The organism is Pantoea sp. y20 (genome assembly GCF_054903455.1).
Genome location: NZ_CM142816.1, coordinates 4149375 through 4166874 on the forward strand (window position 1 = coordinate 4149375; position 17500 = coordinate 4166874).

15 protein-coding genes are annotated in these 17500 nt (G+C 53.9%); 7 read left to right on the top strand and 8 right to left on the bottom strand.

All coding sequences use genetic code 11. The annotated features are described in order from the left end of the window. Nucleotides 1–38 precede the first annotated feature (38 nt). The 3 genes from ACYAC5_RS19405 to ACYAC5_RS19415 all read left to right on the top strand — a co-directional run bounded on the left by ACYAC5_RS19405 (nt 39) and on the right by ACYAC5_RS19415 (nt 4254). Entirely contained in the window at nt 39–974 is a 936-nt protein-coding gene (locus tag ACYAC5_RS19405; protein WP_192415281.1) for a quinone oxidoreductase family protein, read from the top strand. Between the two features lie 92 nt (nt 975–1066). Beyond that, on the top strand, nt 1067–2452 hold the full coding sequence (locus ACYAC5_RS19410) for a nucleobase:cation symporter-2 family protein (RefSeq protein ID WP_192415280.1): 1386 nt from the start codon (nt 1067–1069) through the stop codon (nt 2450–2452). 122 nt (nt 2453–2574) lie between these two features. Then, nucleotides 2575–4254 (top strand): AsmA family protein, encoded by a 1680-nt coding sequence (locus tag ACYAC5_RS19415; RefSeq protein ID WP_192415278.1) that lies wholly within the window; start codon nt 2575–2577, stop codon nt 4252–4254. Between the two features lie 92 nt (nt 4255–4346). On the opposite strand, the gene fabY is transcribed toward ACYAC5_RS19415, so the two are convergent. The 5 genes from fabY to typA form a co-directional block, all read right to left on the bottom strand. Continuing rightward, a complete protein-coding gene (fabY, locus tag ACYAC5_RS19420; RefSeq protein ID WP_101760715.1) occupies nt 4347–5294 on the bottom strand; it encodes a fatty acid biosynthesis protein FabY in 948 nt (315 codons plus the stop codon). 59 nt (nt 5295–5353) lie between these two features. Further along, nucleotides 5354–5791: a D-aminoacyl-tRNA deacylase gene (gene dtd / locus ACYAC5_RS19425; RefSeq protein WP_101760716.1), complete on the bottom strand. Its 438-nt coding sequence runs from the start codon at nt 5789–5791 to the stop codon at nt 5354–5356. Next, nucleotides 5788–6660 carry a virulence factor BrkB family protein gene (locus tag ACYAC5_RS19430; protein WP_101760717.1) on the bottom strand — a complete coding sequence of 291 codons (873 nt, stop codon included), beginning with the start codon at nt 6658–6660 and terminating at the stop codon, nt 5788–5790. The genes dtd and ACYAC5_RS19430 overlap by 4 nt, the downstream gene beginning before the upstream one ends. Beyond that, the gene (yihX, locus tag ACYAC5_RS19435; RefSeq protein WP_101760718.1) at nt 6661–7257 is read right to left on the bottom strand and encodes a glucose-1-phosphatase; all 597 of its coding nucleotides are present in this window, start codon (nt 7255–7257) and stop codon (nt 6661–6663) included. Between the two features lie 184 nt (nt 7258–7441). After that, nucleotides 7442–9262, bottom strand: a complete 1821-nt coding sequence (gene typA / locus ACYAC5_RS19440; protein WP_008109794.1) for a ribosome-dependent GTPase TypA — start codon at nt 9260–9262, stop codon at nt 7442–7444. 439 nt (nt 9263–9701) lie between these two features. On the opposite strand from typA, the gene glnA reads away from it, so the two are divergent. The 3 genes from glnA (at nt 9702) to glnG (ending at nt 13765) form a co-directional block, all read left to right on the top strand. Then, nucleotides 9702–11111: a glutamate--ammonia ligase gene (glnA, locus tag ACYAC5_RS19445; RefSeq protein ID WP_462062154.1), complete on the top strand. Its 1410-nt coding sequence runs from the start codon at nt 9702–9704 to the stop codon at nt 11109–11111. A 187-nt stretch (nt 11112–11298) separates the two neighbouring features. Then, on the top strand, nt 11299–12348 hold the full coding sequence (glnL, locus tag ACYAC5_RS19450) for a nitrogen regulation protein NR(II) (RefSeq protein ID WP_008109798.1): 1050 nt from the start codon (nt 11299–11301) through the stop codon (nt 12346–12348). Nucleotides 12349–12355: 7 nt separating this feature from the next. Beyond that, nucleotides 12356–13765, top strand: a complete 1410-nt coding sequence (glnG, locus tag ACYAC5_RS19455) for a nitrogen regulation protein NR(I) (RefSeq protein ID WP_008109800.1) — start codon at nt 12356–12358, stop codon at nt 13763–13765. Nucleotides 13766–13815: 50 nt separating this feature from the next. Here glnG and hemN read toward each other — a convergent pair whose 3' ends face one another. Next, nucleotides 13816–15189 (bottom strand): oxygen-independent coproporphyrinogen III oxidase, encoded by a 1374-nt coding sequence (gene hemN / locus ACYAC5_RS19460; RefSeq protein ID WP_192415276.1) that lies wholly within the window; start codon nt 15187–15189, stop codon nt 13816–13818. 236 nt (nt 15190–15425) lie between these two features. Beyond that, complete coding sequence (gene yihI, locus ACYAC5_RS19465; RefSeq protein ID WP_101760720.1) at nt 15426–15947, bottom strand: Der GTPase-activating protein YihI; 522 nt, start codon at nt 15945–15947, stop codon at nt 15426–15428. A 555-nt stretch (nt 15948–16502) separates the two neighbouring features. Here yihI and yihA point away from each other — a divergent pair. Continuing rightward, nucleotides 16503–17132, top strand: a complete 630-nt coding sequence (gene yihA, locus ACYAC5_RS19470; RefSeq protein WP_462062156.1) for a ribosome biogenesis GTP-binding protein YihA/YsxC — start codon at nt 16503–16505, stop codon at nt 17130–17132. Nucleotides 17133–17216: 84 nt separating this feature from the next. Here yihA and spfP read toward each other — a convergent pair whose 3' ends face one another. Next, nucleotides 17217–17264, bottom strand: a complete 48-nt coding sequence (gene spfP, locus ACYAC5_RS19475; RefSeq protein ID WP_071892919.1) for a small protein SpfP — start codon at nt 17262–17264, stop codon at nt 17217–17219. Between the last annotated feature and the right edge of the window lie 236 nt (nt 17265–17500).

A 17500-nucleotide genomic window follows, 5' to 3' on the forward strand; every position in this document is an offset into this window, starting at 1 on the left:
ATATTACACATAGTTTCCGCTTAACTGAAGGTGAAAGCATGAAAGCAGCGATAGTTTCCGCGGCAGGTGAACTGCCCGTTTACGGTGATTTTCCTGAACCGCAGGCTGATGAAAGCCATGTGGTGGTAACAGTGAAAGCCGCCGCCGTTAGCCAGCTGGCAAAAGCACGCGCCGCCGGAACGCATTACAGCGCGGCCGCGCACTATCCCTTTATTACCGGCATCGATGGTACCGGCACGCTGAGTAATGGCGATCCGGTTTACTTCCTTGCCTTTAATGCACCTTGGGGCAGCATGGCGGAGAGAACCTTAGTGCCCGCCGACAGCATCGTTTCGTTGCCGCCGAAATTGGATCCGGTGCTGGCCGCTGCGCTGGCGAATCCGGGCATGTCATCCTGGGCGGCATTAACCCGACGCGCCCAGCTGCGCACTGGTGAAACCGTATTGATCAATGGCGCAACCGGCACGTCGGGCGGTTTAGCGGTGCGTATCGCACAGCATCTGGGTGCAGGCAAAATTATCGCCACCGGTCGTAATCGCGCCGCGCTGGATCAACTGCGCGCGCAGGGCGCCGACCTCACTTTCACGCTGGATGAATTGCCGGACGCGTTACCGGCGTTGATGAAAGAAGGTGTTGATGTGGTACTCGATTATCTGTGGGGCCAGAGCGCACTCGATATCATGCACGCCGCCGTAGCGGGCGGAGAGAAAACGGTACGCTTTGTGCAAATCGGTTCCTTAAGCGGACAGGAAATTACCCTGCACAGTAAACTGCTGCGCTCGTCCGGGCTGACATTAATGGGCAGCGGCCTCGGCAGCGTGTCGGATAAAGAGTTGATCGCCTGCATTGGCGAAATGCTGACGGCCGCCGCCGAGAGCGATTTTTCGATCGCCTTCCAGATGCGCTCGCTGAGTGACGTCGCGCTGGCGTGGCAGGAAGATGACAGCCGTTGCCGTACGGTGTTTACGCTTTAGATCAACGGAAGTAAAAAGGGGCATTGCAAACGATTGCTTTCACAACGCAACCGTTTAAAATCGCCCCTTTGTTGTAATTGAGAACGTCCACCATGTCCGTCAACACCGCTGAAACTCGCCAGCCTGCCAGCGCTGCAAGCCCGAAAAGTGAACTGATTTACCGCCTCGAAGACCGTCCACCGTTACCGCAAACCTTGTTTGCTGCCTGTCAGCATTTGCTGGCGATGTTTGTCGCGGTGATTACGCCAGCGCTGCTGATTTGCCAGGCGCTGGGTTTACCGGCACAGGACACGCAACACATCATCAGCATGTCGCTGTTTGCCTCGGGCGTGGCATCCATTCTGCAAATCAAAACCTGGGGACCGGTGGGCTCTGGCCTGTTGTCGATTCAGGGCACCAGCTTTAACTTCGTGACGCCGCTGATCATGGGCGGCATGGCGCTGAAAAATGGTGGCGTTGATGTGCCGACCATGATGGCGGCGCTGTTTGGCACGCTGATGGTGGCGTCTTGTACCGAAATGGTGCTGTCACGCGTGTTGCACCTGGCGCGCCGCATCATTACGCCGCTGGTTTCCGGCATTGTGGTGGTGATTATTGGCCTGTCGCTGATTCAGGTCGGTTTGACCTCCATCGGCGGCGGCTTTGCGGCGATGAGCGATCACACGTTTGGCGCTCCGAAAAACTTGTTGCTGGCAGCTTCGGTATTGGTGGTGATTATCCTGCTTAATCGTCAGCGTAATGCTTATCTGCGCGTGGCTTCGCTGGTGATCGCGATGGCGGTAGGTTATGCGCTGGCCTGGGCGCTGGATATGCTGCCCACCACCAGCACGCCAGCCGATCAGCCGCTGATTGCCGTGCCATCGCCGCTCTACTACGGCCTGGGCTTTGACTGGAATCTGCTGATCCCGCTGATGTTGGTGTTTATGGTGACCTCGCTGGAAACCATCGGCGACATCACCGCGACTTCTGATGTTTCCGAGCAGCCGGTAAGTGGCCCGCTGTATATGAAGCGTCTGAAAGGCGGCGTGTTGGCCAACGGTCTTAACTCCTTTGTCTCAGCGCTGTTCAACACCTTCCCGAATTCCTGTTTTGGCCAGAACAACGGCGTGATTCAGCTTACCGGCGTTGCCAGCCGCTATGTGGGCTTTGTCGTGGCGCTGATGCTGATCGTGCTTGGCCTGTTCCCAGCCGTGAGTGGTTTTGTGCAGCATATTCCAGAACCGGTGCTGGGCGGTGCCACCATTGTGATGTTTGGTACCATCGCCGCATCTGGCGTGCGCATCGTTTCGCGTGAACCGCTGAATCGTCGTGCCATCATGATTATCGCGCTGTCGCTGGCGGTAGGTTTGGGCGTTTCTCAGCAGCCGCTGATTCTGCAATTTGCCCCGGACTGGCTGAAAACCCTGCTTTCATCTGGCATTGCGGCCGGTGGGATTACCGCCATCGTGCTGAACCTGATCTTCCCGCAAGAAAAGTAATCCTGCAGGCAGGCTTCGGCCTGCCTGATATTTATCCGCATTTACATCCAGGCTGTTGAGCTGTAACGGTAATTCAGGCATAACAACCACTCACCGGATAAATATCGGGATGGATGAGTGCGATGAAATTTTTAGGCAAGTTTTTCCTTACCTTACTGCTGCTAATTCTGCTGGCGCTGGTAGTGCTGTATGTGTTGCTACAAACACAATGGGGCGCAGGTTGGTTTAGCCGCTGGGTAAGCGATAAAACCGCCTGGCATCTCTCTCTCAGCAAGATTGAGCACGACTTCTCCTCCCCTTCGCATATCATTCTCGATGACTTCAGCTTTGGTCATGATGGTCAGCCCGCCGTGTTGGTGGCGAAACGCGTTGATCTTGGCCTTGCGCTGGTTCAGTTCAGCGATCCACTGCACTTCAACAGCATCGAAGTGCGCGACGGTGAAATCAATCTCGCCAATCAAGCGCCCGATACCACGCTGCCGATTCAGGCCAATCGCCTGCAGCTGAATAATGTGCGTATTGAGAATCCGCACAGCACATTGCCGATGACCGCTCAGCGCGTGAATGGCGGTCTTCTGCCGTGGAAACCGCTGCCTAACGACGTGCTGGGCAGCGATGCGCAGTTCCAGATCAGCGCTGGCACCCTGACGCTGGATGGCGTACCGGGTAACAACGTGCTGCTGCAGGGCAGTATCAAGCAACGTCGTCTGGTGCTGAGCAATATCGGCGCCGATCTGGCGCGCGGTTCGATGACCGGCAATGCCGAGCGCGATGCGCAGGGCAACTGGAAGATCGACCAACTGCGCCTCAACGATATCCGCTTGCAAACCCATCAAAGCCTGAGCGACTTCCTCAATCCGCTGCGCGCTGTGCCTTCTGTGAGCATCAACCGTCTGGATATGACCGATGCACGCCTGCAAGGACCTGACTGGGCGGTGACCGATCTCGATTTAACCCTGAAAAATGTCACCCTGCGCGGCGATGATTGGGAAAGCGATGGCGGTTCTCTCTCCATGAATGCCGGGAATTTTATTAACGGTGGCTTTGAGCTCAACGATCCTATCGTCAATGCCGAATTCTCGGCGCAGGGCATCGCGCTGACGCAGTTCAGTTCGCGCTGGGTGAATGGCGTGGTGCGCGCCAGTGGCAACTGGACGCGCAGCGACAAACGTCTGACGCTGGATGAACTGGCGATCGCCGGGCTGGAATATACTTTGCCGCAAAACTGGCGTGAACGCTGGCAGCAAACCTTACCGGACTGGCTGGATAGCGTGCTAATAACCCGCGCTACTGCCAACCGTAACCTGATTATTGATATCAATCCGGCGTTCCCGTTCCAGATGACGTCACTGGATGGCAGCGCGAATAATCTGTTACTGGCGCGTCAACATCAGTGGGGAATCTGGTCCGGTAAAGCCAGCTTCAACGCGGCCGAAGCCACCTTCAATCGTACCGATCTGCGTCATCCGTCCATTGCGCTGAATGCCAACGATCAACAGATTCAGGTAACAGAATTGAGCGCCTTTAACGGCAGCGGTTTACTGGAAGGATCAGCAACGGTTGGGCAGGACGCGCAACGTCCGTTGACGCTGAATCTGAAAGGCCAGGCTGTGCCGGCAAACGTGCTGGGCAATTGGGGTTGGCCAACGCTGCAGTTGAGTGGTAACAGTAATTTACAGCTGCAGCTGAAAGGTTCGCTGAACGCCAGCGCGCCGCTGCGCCCCAGCGTGGATGGCACGTTGTCGGTAACCACCGATGCCCAAGCTGTACAGCAAACGATGCGTGGCGGGCAAGTGCAATAATTCTGTAGCGGCGCGATTCATTGCGCTCTTTTGACTTTAAAAAGCGATGCGCAATAAATTGCGCCGCTACAGTAGGTAAAAAAATTGCAGGACTAATCGATACGGGCGCCGGAGCCGCCCTCTTCCAGTGCTCCGTCAGAATCGGCGGGCAGCACGATATACACACCTTCGAATACCGCGCCCAGCTCATCATCCCCAAACAGCTCCACTTCCATCTGCACGCGCGCTTTGCGGCCACGCGCCAGACGATCAAGATCGCCGCTGAGCGAGCCGAGATCGGCAATCGCGCCCGGACGGCCGCTGATCGGTTTGCTGTAGCGAATATGCGCATCCGCCAGAATAATGGTGCCACCGAGATGGCGCTCGCGCAGCAGCAGCCAAATTAACCCCCAACCGGTGAGCGTGGCGAGCGAGAACAAGCTGCCCGCAAATAGGGTGTGATGGGGATTCTGGTTGCCCGCTTCGGGCATGGTGGTAACGAATTTCTGCCCGGTATATTGCAGAATGCGCACGCCCATTTTTTCACTCAGCGGAATGTGCTCGTACCAGGCTTGTTGCAGCTGTCCGCACCAGTCGGCGCGATGCAGAATATCGTCGAGCGTCACAACCGGTTTAATCATCAGGAAGTGACGCACCGGCGTGGTTTGCGGCGCGGTGATTTCGCCCTGATTGACGTAGCCGAGCTTGGCAAAGAATTCGACGGCGTCTTCACGCGCGCTACAGGTGACGCGTTTTGCCCCTTCCTGACGCGCGACTGATTCCAGCGTCATCGCCACCAGCGTGCCAAGACCTTTGCCCTGCACCGAAGGATGCACGGCGAGGAAGCGAATCGCGGCTTCGTTCTCGGCATTGATGTACAGACGGCCGATTGCCACCGGTTTGCCTTGCTCATCCACCACCATTTGATGATGCGCCAGCGCATCCCAGGCATCACGCTCAGAACCCTGCGGCTGACGCAGCGGCTTTCGTAACATTTCCCAGCGGAACTGGTAATACATATCCAGCTCTTCCGCCGTTTGCGGTACGCGAAGATGATACATAAAGTGATTCTCTCGTTCGAAGCTTGCGTGGCTAAGTCCTTGCCGCTCGGCTGAAACCCTCACACCTGTAACCAGAAGGTCACCGGACCATCGTTTACCAACGAAACCTGCATATTGGCGGCGAAGCGCCCGTTTGCGGTGGCCACACCCTGTGCACGGCAGCAATCGCTAAAGTATTCATAGAGGCGCTCGGCTTCCGCCGGTTCTGCGCCGCCAGAAAAAGAGGGACGCATACCTTTATTGGTATCTGCGGCGAGAGTGAATTGCGACACCACCAGCACGCTGCCACCTGCCTGCTGCACATTAAGATTCATTTTGTCATTCTCATCCGCAAAGATACGGTAGCCCAGCACGCGCTCGGTTAATCGCTGCGCTTTTTGTTCGTCATCGCCCTTTTCCACACCCAATAACACCAGCAAGCCGGCGCCAATTTCGCCCACTGTCGCGTCGTCAACGCTGACACTGGCGCGGCTGACGCGCTGAATCAAAGCAATCATGTTTCCTCACGTTCTTTTTCGCGTTCCTGCTGTTTTAGCTGGCGATAGTCATCCAGCGTGACGGTGATTTCCGCGCCTAACAACACAATACACCACGACCAATAGACCCATAGGAACAGAATGGGGATGACCGCCAGAACGCCGTAAATTAACTGATACGAAGGGAACATCGTAACATAGAGCGCAAAGCCTTTTTTACCCAGCTCGAACAGCAACCCGGCAACGATGGCGCCGATCAGTGCATCACGCGTCGGCACGCGCCGCGTCGGCACAATGCTATACAGCAGCCAGAAAGCGAGGATCGAGAGGCACAGCGGGAATATGCGCAGCAGATGATCGATCAAGCTGGTGACGCCCGTGACGTTCACCCAGCGCAGCGACAGCAGATAGGAGCTGAGCGCTAAACTTGCGCCGGCCAGCAGCGGGCCCAGCGTTAAGATCATCCAGTAAACAGCAAAGGAGTAGACCATTGGACGCGGTTTATCGCTGCGCCAGATGGCGTTCAATGCGCTGTCCACCGAATGCATCAGCAGCAGCGCGGTGACGATCAACCCCACAATGCCGACCGCCGTCATCTTATTGACGTTGGCGACAAACTGATCGAGATAACGCTGAATCACGTCGCCCGTTGCCGGAATGAAGTTGGTAAAGATGAAGTTCTTCAACTGCACGCTGATGTCCGAGAACATCGGAAAAGCAGCAAACAGAGCGAACACCACGGCAATCAGCGGCACCAATGCCAGCAATGAGACGTAGGCGAGATTACCCGCCTGCGTCGTCATGTTGTCATCGTCAACGCGTCGCCACAGCAGTTTTACCCACAAATAAAAGGCATGCGCCGAGTGGCGCAGATGTCGATGGTTCAGCACTCAGAGACGACCTGCAAACCAGTCCGGCACAGTTTTCTCATCAACCACCAGCACGCTCTCAATGCCGAGTGCGCGCGCAGCGTCGATATTGGCCTGATTATCATCGAAAAATACCGCCTGATCGGCCTGATAACCTTCGTGCTGCAGCACATAGTTGTAGATGCGCGCTTCCGGCTTACGCATGCCGATATCCTGCGACATATAAAGATGATCGGCCGCCTGTTGAACATCGGGATATTGGGTTGGCCAGAACTCGAAGTGCAGCTGATTGGTATTGGACAGGATCACCACGCGCTCGCCATTGGCACGCAGCTTGTTCATGATCGCCAGCGTTTCCGGACGCACGCCGACAAAGACCGCCTGCCAGCCAGCAGTGAATTGCGGATAGCTCAACGCGATATCCAGCTGGTCGCAAATGCGCGCAGCGAATTCTGGATCGCTGATTTCGCCACGTTCGTGTTTCTCAAAAGCCTCATCCATGCGGAAACGACTTTGTAGCGTGGATAACGGCACGCGCCCTAAGTCGCTCCAGACGCCGAGCACACGATTGAAATCGATATCAACAATCACATTGCCTAAATCAAAGATGTACAGCATGACGCCTCTCCTTTTCGTTCCCTGGATCATTCACTTTAGCGGCAAAAGTGGGAGCTGAACAGGGACGAGGGGCGGGAAATCAGTAATCTGGAAGCGGAGGCAAACTTCATTAAGCGAGCGTTGCAGCGGGTTGCAGGCATAAAAAAGCCCCGCGGGTGCGGGGCTCAATATCAGACTGTTTCGCTTACTCTTTGCTGCCGCGAGAAGAACGTTTACGATCGTTCTCGGTCAGATGACGTTTACGAATACGGACTGACAGCGGAGTCACTTCTACCAGTTCGTCATCATCGATGAACTCGATAGCCTGTTCCAGGGTCATTTTCTGCGGTGGAACCAGAGTGGTGGCTTCGTCAGTACCTGACGCACGCATGTTGGTCAGTTTCTTACCGGTCAGGCAGTTTACTGTCAGGTCGTTAGAACGGCTGTGAATACCAATGATCTGGCCTTCATACACTTCCGCACCGTGACCGAGGAACAGCTTGCCGCGATCCTGCAGACCGAACAGGGCGAACGCTACCGCTTTACCCTGACCGTTAGAGATCAGCACGCCGTTCTGACGCTGGCCCACTTCGCCCGGACGAACATCGTCATAGTGGCTGAAGGTGGAGTACAGCAGACCGGTACCTGAAGTCATGGTCATGAATTCGTTACGGAAGCCGATCAGACCACGGCTTGGGATCATGTAGTCGAGACGTACACGGCCTTTACCATCTGGATCCATGTTTTTCAGGTCGCCTTTACGCTCACCCATCGCTTGCATCACAGAACCCTGATGGGTTTCTTCGATGTCGAGGGTCACGTTTTCGAATGGCTCCTGCTTACGGCCTTCGTGCTCGCGGAAGATAACTTTCGGACGGGATACCGCCAGCTCGAAACCTTCACGACGCATGTTTTCGATCAGAACCGACAAGTGCAGCTCACCACGACCGGAAACGCGGAACGCATCCGAATCTTCGGTTTCTTCAACGCGCAGTGCCACGTTGTGTACCAGCTCTTTGTTCAAACGCTCCAGGATCTGGCGCGAGGTCACGAACTTACCTTCTTTACCGCAGAACGGTGAGGTGTTCACGTTGAAGAACATGGTAACGGTTGGCTCATCAACGCTCAGGGCTGGCAGCGCTTCCACATTCTGCGTGTCGCAGATGGTGTCAGAAATGTTCAGCTCGCCCAGACCGGTGATCGCGATGATGTCGCCCGCTTCCGCCAGAGTGCTTTCAATGCGCTCCAGACCAAGGTGGCCCAGCACTTTACCGACTTTACCGTTACGGGTTTTGCCTTCGCTATCAATGATAGTGACCTGCTGGTTCGGCTTCACAGTACCGCGCTTGATGCGGCCGATGCCGATCACGCCCAGATAGTTGTTGTAGTCCAGCTGCGAGATCTGCATCTGCAGTGGCGCTTCAACTTCAACCTGAGGTGGAGAAACGTGGTCAACGATCGCCTGATACAGCGGGGTCATGTCGTCAGCCATGTCGGTATGTTCCAGACCCGCGATACCGTTCAGCGCCGAAGCGAAGATAATCGGGAAGTCCAGCTGCTCGTCAGTCGCATCCAGGTTAACGAACAGGTCAAATACCTGATCAACAACCCAATCAGGACGCGCGCCCGGACGGTCAACTTTGTTGATAACCACAATCGGCTTCAAACCATGAGCAAATGCTTTCTTGGTTACGAAGCGGGTTTGCGGCATAGGGCCATCCATCGCATCTACAACCAGCAGCACCGAATCCACCATGGACATGACGCGCTCCACTTCACCACCGAAGTCGGCGTGTCCTGGGGTATCAACGATGTTGATACGGTAGTCATTCCATTTGATGGCGGTGTTTTTTGCGAGGATGGTAATCCCACGCTCTTTCTCCAAATCGTTGGAGTCCATTACGCGCTCAGTCGCTTCGGTACGAGCATCAAAAGTACCGGACTGTTGGAGCAGCTTGTCAACCAGGGTGGTCTTACCATGGTCAACGTGCGCGATGATGGCGATGTTACGCAAATTTTCGATCACAGCTTTGCCTCAGGCATTATAGAAATAACGCGGTATTGTACACGGATTAAGCGGAAGACTGAACATGATCACAGATTTCGCCGAAAGTTTCTTATAGCGCTGGTTTTTAGCACCGTTTTCGGTGCATTAATCTGCACTGCGATAGTAATTTGCACCAAATTGGTGCTTAACTTCACCTGTGGCGCACCATAACGATGCATGCAATCCATCCTGGTGCAGCCTTCGACTCACGAAAGGGCGCATTGTAGCGCCATTTTCGCCATTGTCATAAAGTTGGCACAGAATTCGCTTTATATATTTTAAGCGAAAACGACAGTTATAAAACGGTTGAAAGAGCTTGCCGAGATCTTTGGTTAGGAGTGGTCAGCAGTCGTGACACATTCCCGGCAACGAAGTTCTCTCACCATGACGATAATGACCATTTCCAGGAGAGTTGAGTATGTCCGCTGAACACGTTCTCTCGATGATGAACGAGCATGAAGTTAAGTTTGTTGACCTGCGTTTTACCGATACCAAAGGTAAAGAACAGCACGTTACTATCCCTGCTCACCAGGTTAACGCTGACTTCTTCGAAGAAGGCAAAATGTTCGATGGCTCCTCCATCGGTGGCTGGAAAGGCATTAACGAATCAGACATGGTGCTGATGCCGGATGCAACCACTGCAGTCATGGATCCGTTCTTCGAAGACTCGACCCTGATCATCCGTTGCGACATCCTTGAGCCAGGCACACTGCAGGGCTACGACCGTGACCCACGCTCCATTGCTAAGCGTGCAGAAGAGTTCCTGCGTTCTTCAGGCATCGCGGATACCGTGCTGTTTGGACCAGAGCCAGAGTTCTTCCTGTTCGATGACATCCGTTTCGGTTCTACTACTTCAGGTTCACACGTGGCTATCGACGATATCGAAGCAGCCTGGAACACCGGTAAAGAGTACGAAGGCGGTAACAAAGGTCACCGTCCAGGTCTGAAAGGCGGTTACTTCCCAGTGCCACCGGTTGACTCAGCACAGGACATCCGTTCTGCTATGTGTCTGACCATGGAGCAGATGGGTCTGGTGGTTGAAGCACATCACCACGAAGTAGCCACAGCTGGTCAGAACGAAGTGGCAACCCGCTTCAACACCATGACCAAAAAAGCTGACGAAATTCAGATCTACAAATACGTGGTGCACAACGTTGCTCACGCGTACGGCAAAACGGCAACCTTTATGCCTAAGCCAATGTTCGGCGATAACGGTTCTGGTATGCACTGCCACATGTCTCTGTCAAAAGGCGGCGTGAACCTGTTCTCTGGCGACAAGTACGGCGGCCTGTCTGAAACTGCTCTGTTCTATATTGGCGGTATCATCAAGCACGCTAAAGCGATCAACGCCCTGGCGAACCCAACCACCAACTCCTACAAGCGTCTGGTCCCAGGCTACGAAGCGCCAGTTATGCTGGCTTACTCTGCCCGTAACCGTTCTGCTTCTATCCGTATCCCAGTGGTTGCCAGCCCGAAAGCACGTCGTATCGAAGCACGCTTCCCGGATCCAGCGGCTAACCCATACCTGGCATTCACCGCGCTGCTGATGGCCGGTCTTGATGGTGTTATCAACAAGATCCACCCTGGCGATGCGATGGACAAAAACCTGTATGACCTGCCACCGGAAGAAGAAGCTGAGATTCCAAAAGTTGCAGGTTCTCTGGAAGAAGCGCTGAACGCACTGAACGAAGACCGCGAGTTCCTGACCCGTGGCGGCGTGTTCACTGATGACGCTATCGATGCGTACATCGAACTGCGTAAGCCAGAAGTTGACCGCGTGCGTATGACTCCGCACCCAGTTGAGTTCGAACTGTACTACAGCGTTTAATTTAAAAATTTCAGCTCCCTGTTCACGCACTCTTTTTGCTGCGTGAACAGCCTGAAAGATTTTTAATTGCCGTGGAAACTTTAGCCCATCTCCGGATGGGCTTTTTTCTCCGCGCATTCATGGTTCGAAGCACAGATTTCCGTCCTGAAAGGCTATGATGCACTAAATTAGTGCAGAGGAACGCTGTATGGCAACTGGCACGCTGCCCGACGCGGGGCAGATTCTCAACTCCCTGATCAACAGTATTTTGCTGGTCGATAACGATTTAGTTATCCATTACGCCAATCCGGCGGCTCAGCAATTACTGGCGCAAAGCTCACGTAAATTGTTCGGCACGCCATTACCGGAATTAACCGGCTATTTTTCGCTGAATATTGAGGTGATGAGCGAGAGTCTCGGAGCTGGCCAGGGCTTTACCGATAGCGAAGTCACTCTGGTGGTTGATGGCCGCGCGCACATTATGTCGCTCACGGCACAGCGCTTACCGGATGGCTTTATTCTGCTGGAAATGGCGCCGATGGATAATCAACGTCGTCTTAGCCAGGAACAAATTCAGCATGCTCAGCAGGTCGCTGCCCGCGATTTAGTGCGCGGTCTGGCGCATGAGATTAAAAACCCGCTGGGAGGATTACGTGGCGCCGCGCAGCTACTGACTCGCGCGTTACCCGATCCTTCCCTGCATGAATATACGCGCATCATCATTGAGCAAGCCGACCGCCTGCGTAATCTGGTTGATCGTCTGCTTGGCCCGCAACAGCCGGGCTTGCACGTAACGCAAAGTATTCATCAGGTTGCCGAACGCGTGGTGAATCTGGTGTCGATGGAGCTGCCGGATAACGTTTCGCTGGTGCGCGATTACGACCCAAGCCTGCCGGAACTGCCGCACGATCCCGACCAGATTGAACAAGTGCTGTTGAATGTGGTGCGAAACGCGCTGCAGGCATTGGGCGATGAAGGCGGCACCATTGTGATTCGTACGCGTACCGCCTTCCAGCTCACCCTGCACGGCACGCGTTACCGCTTAGTCGCGCGTATTGATATTGAAGATGACGGCCCAGGCATTCCGGCCCAGCTACAAGATACCCTGTTCTATCCGATGGTTAGCGGACGCGAAGGCGGCACCGGTTTAGGTCTGTCCATCGCCCGTAGCCTGATCGATCAGCATTCAGGAAAAATAGAATTTAACAGTTGGCCAGGTCACACCGAATTCTCGGTTTACCTGCCTATTCGCCAGTGAGGTTTCTATGCAACGAGGGATAGTCTGGATCGTCGATGACGATAGCTCCATCCGCTGGGTGCTTGAAAGGGCACTCACTGGAGCCGGTTTGAGCTGTGCAACCTTTGACAGCGCTAACGAGGTATTGGACGCGCTCGCAAGCAAAACCCCAGACGTATTATTGTCAGACATTCGTATGCCTGGCATGGATGGACTTGCGCTGCTGAAACAGATTAAGCAGCGCCATCCGATGCTACCGGTGATCATTATGACCGCACACTCCGATCTGGATGCGGCCGTCAGCGCTTATCAGCAAGGTGCGTTTGATTACCTGCCAAAGCCGTTTGATATTGATGAAGCGGTCGCGCTGGTTGAACGTGCGATAAGCCATTATCAGGAGCAGCAGCAGCCGCGTAATCAGCCCGTCAGCGGCCCAACCACCGACATTATCGGCGAAGCGCCGGCAATGCAGGATGTGTTCCGCATCATTGGTCGTCTTTCACGCTCCTCAATTAGCGTGCTGATCAACGGTGAATCCGGTACCGGTAAAGAGTTGGTGGCACATGCGCTGCATCGCCACAGTCCACGTGCAAAATCTCCTTTTATCGCGCTGAACATGGCGGCGATTCCCAAAGATTTGATTGAATCAGAGCTATTTGGTCACGAGAAAGGCGCGTTCACCGGTGCCAACCAGATTCGTCAGGGACGTTTTGAGCAGGCCGATGGCGGCACGCTGTTCCTTGATGAAATTGGTGATATGCCGCTTGATGTGCAAACCCGCTTATTGCGCGTATTGGCCGATGGCCAGTTTTATCGCGTTGGCGGCTATGCGCCGGTGAAAGTGGATGTGCGTATCATCGCGGCAACCCACCAGAATCTTGAGCTGCGCGTGCAGGAAGGCAAATTCCGTGAAGACTTGTTCCATCGTCTTAACGTGATCCGCGTTCATCTGCCGCCGCTGCGTGAACGACGCGAAGATATTCCGCGCCTGGCGCGTTACTTCCTGCAGGTTGCTGCACGTGAGTTAGGGGTGGAAGCAAAGATTCTGCATCCGGAAACCGAAACCGCGCTGACGCGTCTGCATTGGTCCGGTAACGTGCGCCAGCTGGAAAATACCTGTCGCTGGTTGACGGTGATGGCAGCTGGCCAGGAAGTGTTGATTCAGGATCTGCCGCCTGAACTGTTTGAATCCAGCACGCCAGACAATCCGGTGCAATCTTTGCCGGACAGCTGGGCTACGCTGCTGGCGCAGTGGGCAGATCGCGCCTTACGTTCCGGTCATCAAAACCTGTTGTCGGAAGCACAGCCGGAGATGGAGCGCACGCTGCTCACCACCGCGCTACGTCATACACAAGGGCACAAACAGGAAGCGGCGCGCTTGCTCGGCTGGGGACGAAATACCCTGACGCGTAAGTTGAAAGAGCTGGGAATGGAATAACGCGCACGTTATGCGTTTTGAAACCGGGGAGCGAATAGGCTCCCCGTTTTTTATATCACTCGCGAGAATTGCTGCATGCGCACCTTTTGGCGCATATACACATCGAAGCACATACAGATGTTACGTATCAGCAACCGACCGACGCCGGTAACGTGCAGGCTGCGACCGTGCTGCTCCACCAATCCATCCGCCACCAGCGGCGCTAACAGCGCTAAATCCTCGGCAAAATAGTGTTCAAACTCAACCGGGTATTGCGCCTCGACCGCGGCAAAATCCAGTGCGAAATTACAGATTAAGGCTTTAATCACATCGCGGCGCAAACAATCATCGTTACTCAAGGTAAGCCCGCGCCACAGCGCATTGCCGCGCTGCTCGACATCTGCGTAATAGGCTTTCAACTCTTTGTGATTTTGCGCATAGCTGTCGCCCAGCATGCTGATGGCCGACACGCCCAAACCGAGCAAATCGGTTTCGCCCTGTGTGGTGTAACCCTGAAAATTACGATGCAGTTCGCCAGCGCGTTGTGCCACCGCCAGCTCATCATCCGGACGCGCGAAGTGATCCATACCGATAAACTGATAGCCTTCGCCGGTTAAGGTGGCGATGGTTTCCTGCAGGATCTGCAGTTTCTGTGCTGCACCTGGCAGCTCCTCATCTTTAATTTTACGCTGCGCAGCGAACAGTGAAGGCATGTGCGCATAATTGAAGACGCTGAGGCGATCGGGATTGAGTGCAATAACGCGCTGTAAAGTAAAGGCGAAGCTTTCCGGCGTTTGCAGCGGTAAGCCATAAATCAGATCAAGGCTGACCGAACGGAAGCCTTGCTCACGCGCACGCTGCACCAGAGCGAAGATGGTTTCTTCATCCTGCACGCGATTCACGCGCTCCTGCACCGCTTTATTAAAGTCCTGCACGCCCATGCTCAGGCGATTAAAACCTTCCGCGCGCAGATGATCGATCATCTCCAGTTCGATTTCACGTGGATCAACCTCGATCGACATTTCGACGTCATCGGCAATCGTAAAATGCTCGCGTAGCAGCGCCACCAGCCGGCTCACCTGCTGCTGGTTGAGGAATGTCGGCGTGCCACCACCCCAGTGCAATTGAGTGACGCAGCGGCCCGCAAATAAGGGCGCACGCTGACGAATTTCCTGCTCCAGCACATCAAGGTAGCGATCGGCTTTATGCAGCTGGCGCGTCACGATTTTATTGCAGCCACAAAAATAACAAAGCCGATGGCAAAACGGGATGTGCACATACAGCGATAACGGACGATCGGGATAGCGTTGCACGGCTTGCTGAAAATCTGCCTCACCAAATTTCTCACTGAATTCGAGCGCGGTGGGATAAGAGGTATAACGTGGGCCAGCGTAGTTGTATTTTTCGATGAGGCGCTGATCCCAATCAATCTGCTGCGATGACATGCTCACTCCTTACGGTGACGTCGTCTGAGAGAGGGTCGCGTAGCTGAAGAGTGGACGAAGCGATGGGCTGAACGCCGACGTAAACGCGACTTAAGACGCGACAGGCGGCGTAGTTTAAACAATAACCAGAGCAGATAACATGTCAGCAGCAGCGCGAAAATTGATCCAGGCCAAAACATAGGTGAATACCTGTTTAGCGCGGCATGCGCGAAAACGCATGCCGATCAAAATTTGCCTCAATTGCCTTTTAGCAGGCGCATCATATCTTCTTCAGCCTGCTCATCTTCCGCTTCGTCATCCAGCGCGATGCCCAGCGTTTCCATCAGCTCATCGATGCGGTCTAAGGTTTGATCCAGCCAGGCCTGATCTTCGCCACTCAAGGTTTCACCGTTTTCCAGGCGATCCAGCAGCGTATCCAGACGTTCGTCATTTTCCAGCTTCGCCAGCTCTTCTTGTGGCGTCAGGCGAACTTTTTCTGCTTTTGGCTTTGGTTTCGCTTCAGGCTTTTTTGCCGGCTGGGTTTTACCATCAGCAACTAATGCGATCGGCTTTTTGCTGCCCAGGCGTGGATCCTGAGCTTTTTTACCCTGACCTTTGCCAGCGGCTTGCGTTTCAGGATTGGCGCGGCTGCCAGATTTATGGCCGCTATGTTTTTTATCGCGTTTGCGATCGCGCGCTTCCTGATTAAGGTCTTCACGCGATTTGCGTTTGGCTTTCGCAGCAGGTTTGCCACGCGGGGCTGATGCAGGTTGCTTCATGGTGTCCGGTCTCGGCGGTGCTTTGTGAGTTCAGTATAGAATTGCGGCGAAATCTAGCAGAAAGTAAGCAAAGAAAAAAGGCGATAGCCTATGCTATCGCCTTTTATCGCACCTTCATATGAAGGAAACACTGAATAAATCCTTTACGGCTCACAACGTCCCGGTTGCTCCATCGCCACATCGCTCCTGCGATTAATCCCTGTCCTTGTTCGATTCCTGCCTGAATCGCTTCCCGCCATGCTCTTGGTCATCCCCGACACTCCTGAGCTCATCATCCTGATGGGTGCTGCCGTGCACTGACAACAAATGTAGACTAATAGGTAAAATGAACAAGTGAGACTTGTCTCTATTTTAGAGTGGCATTTCCTAAATTCATTTCAAATCATTGAAATATAAAATCTAAATGGATTGTTAATATTCCATGAAGCGGTAATCGCTGGCAGTAAAAATCATAGATCTCTTACAAAATGGCGCATTTGGACGCTATCGGGCACTTTTGCGCCATTACAGGTATAATCAGCCCAATTGCCCGATTCATTTTGCTGGAGTTTCACTTTGTCTGCTTTGAACTATCACATGACCCATTTCATGCTCAGCGCCCCCGATATTCGCCACTTACCGGCGGATGTGGGTATTGAAGTTGCTTTTGCCGGGCGCTCGAATGCAGGCAAATCCAGCGCGCTGAACACCATCACTAACCAAAAAGGTCTGGCCCGTACCAGTAAAACGCCAGGTCGTACTCAGCTGATTAACCTGTTTGAAGTGGTTGAAGGTAAATGTCTGGTCGATTTACCCGGTTATGGCTATGCCCAGGTTCCGGAAGAGATGAAGCGCAAATGGCAGCGCTCGCTGGCGGAATATTTGCAAAAACGTCAGGCGCTGAAGGGTCTGGTGGTATTGATGGATATTCGCCATCCGCTGAAAGACCTCGATCAGAACATGATTGAATGGGCCGTGCAGAGCCAGATTCCCGTGCTGGTCTTACTGACCAAAGCCGACAAACTGGCATCCGGCGCACGTAAAGCACAGCTGACGATGGTGCGCGAAGCGTCGCTGGCCTTTAACGGTGATGTGCAGGTGGAAATGTTCTCGTCGCTGAAGAAGATGGGCGTTGATATTGTGCGTAAGAAGCTGGACAGCTGGTTTAGCGAACTGGAGCCAGCGCAAGAAGGCGACGGCGAATAAACAGCAGAGTGATTTTGTTGCGGCTTTTGAGAAAAAGCCCAATAAAAAACGCCCCAGTCATAAATGACTGGGGCGGCTAAATATTCAGCCAAATCCGATTACGTGAAGTAAAAGGTCTGAAAGATAGAACATCTTACCTCTGTACCCTACGCGACAAACTCTACCTGATTTTCAGCGCCCTACAAAGGGTTTTTTGTTGTTAAGTTTCAGGATTCGACATCTTTTTTACTAAGCTCATCACACTTTCACGCGTTCGATGTAGTTTAATTACTAAAAAAATGCTTAGACGATAGGCAGTTACAAAACGCGCATTTAATAGACCGCTTTGTGAGGTTGCTGAACCGATTAAGTAAACTTTTTTCTTATGA

Bases quoted from the DNA above. Each gene is read 5' to 3' on its own strand.
- glnL (WP_008109798.1), top strand. From the start codon at position 11,299: ATGGCAACTGGCACGCTGCCCGACGCGGGGCAGATTCTCAACTCCCTG.
- ACYAC5_RS19410 (WP_192415280.1), top strand. From the start codon at position 1,067: ATGTCCGTCAACACCGCTGAAACTCGCCAGCCTGCCAGCGCTGCAAGC.
- glnA (WP_462062154.1), top strand. From the start codon at position 9,702: ATGTCCGCTGAACACGTTCTCTCGATGATGAACGAGCATGAAGTTAAG.
- glnG (WP_008109800.1), top strand. From the start codon at position 12,356: ATGCAACGAGGGATAGTCTGGATCGTCGATGACGATAGCTCCATCCGC.
- ACYAC5_RS19415 (WP_192415278.1), top strand. From the start codon at position 2,575: ATGAAATTTTTAGGCAAGTTTTTCCTTACCTTACTGCTGCTAATTCTG.
- hemN (WP_192415276.1), bottom strand. From the start codon at position 15,189: ATGTCATCGCAGCAGATTGATTGGGATCAGCGCCTCATCGAAAAATAC.
- yihX (WP_101760718.1), bottom strand. From the start codon at position 7,257: ATGCTGTACATCTTTGATTTAGGCAATGTGATTGTTGATATCGATTTC.
- fabY (WP_101760715.1), bottom strand. From the start codon at position 5,294: ATGTATCATCTTCGCGTACCGCAAACGGCGGAAGAGCTGGATATGTAT.
- ACYAC5_RS19405 (WP_192415281.1), top strand. From the start codon at position 39: ATGAAAGCAGCGATAGTTTCCGCGGCAGGTGAACTGCCCGTTTACGGT.
- yihI (WP_101760720.1), bottom strand. From the start codon at position 15,947: ATGAAGCAACCTGCATCAGCCCCGCGTGGCAAACCTGCTGCGAAAGCC.
- dtd (WP_101760716.1), bottom strand. From the start codon at position 5,791: ATGATTGCTTTGATTCAGCGCGTCAGCCGCGCCAGTGTCAGCGTTGAC.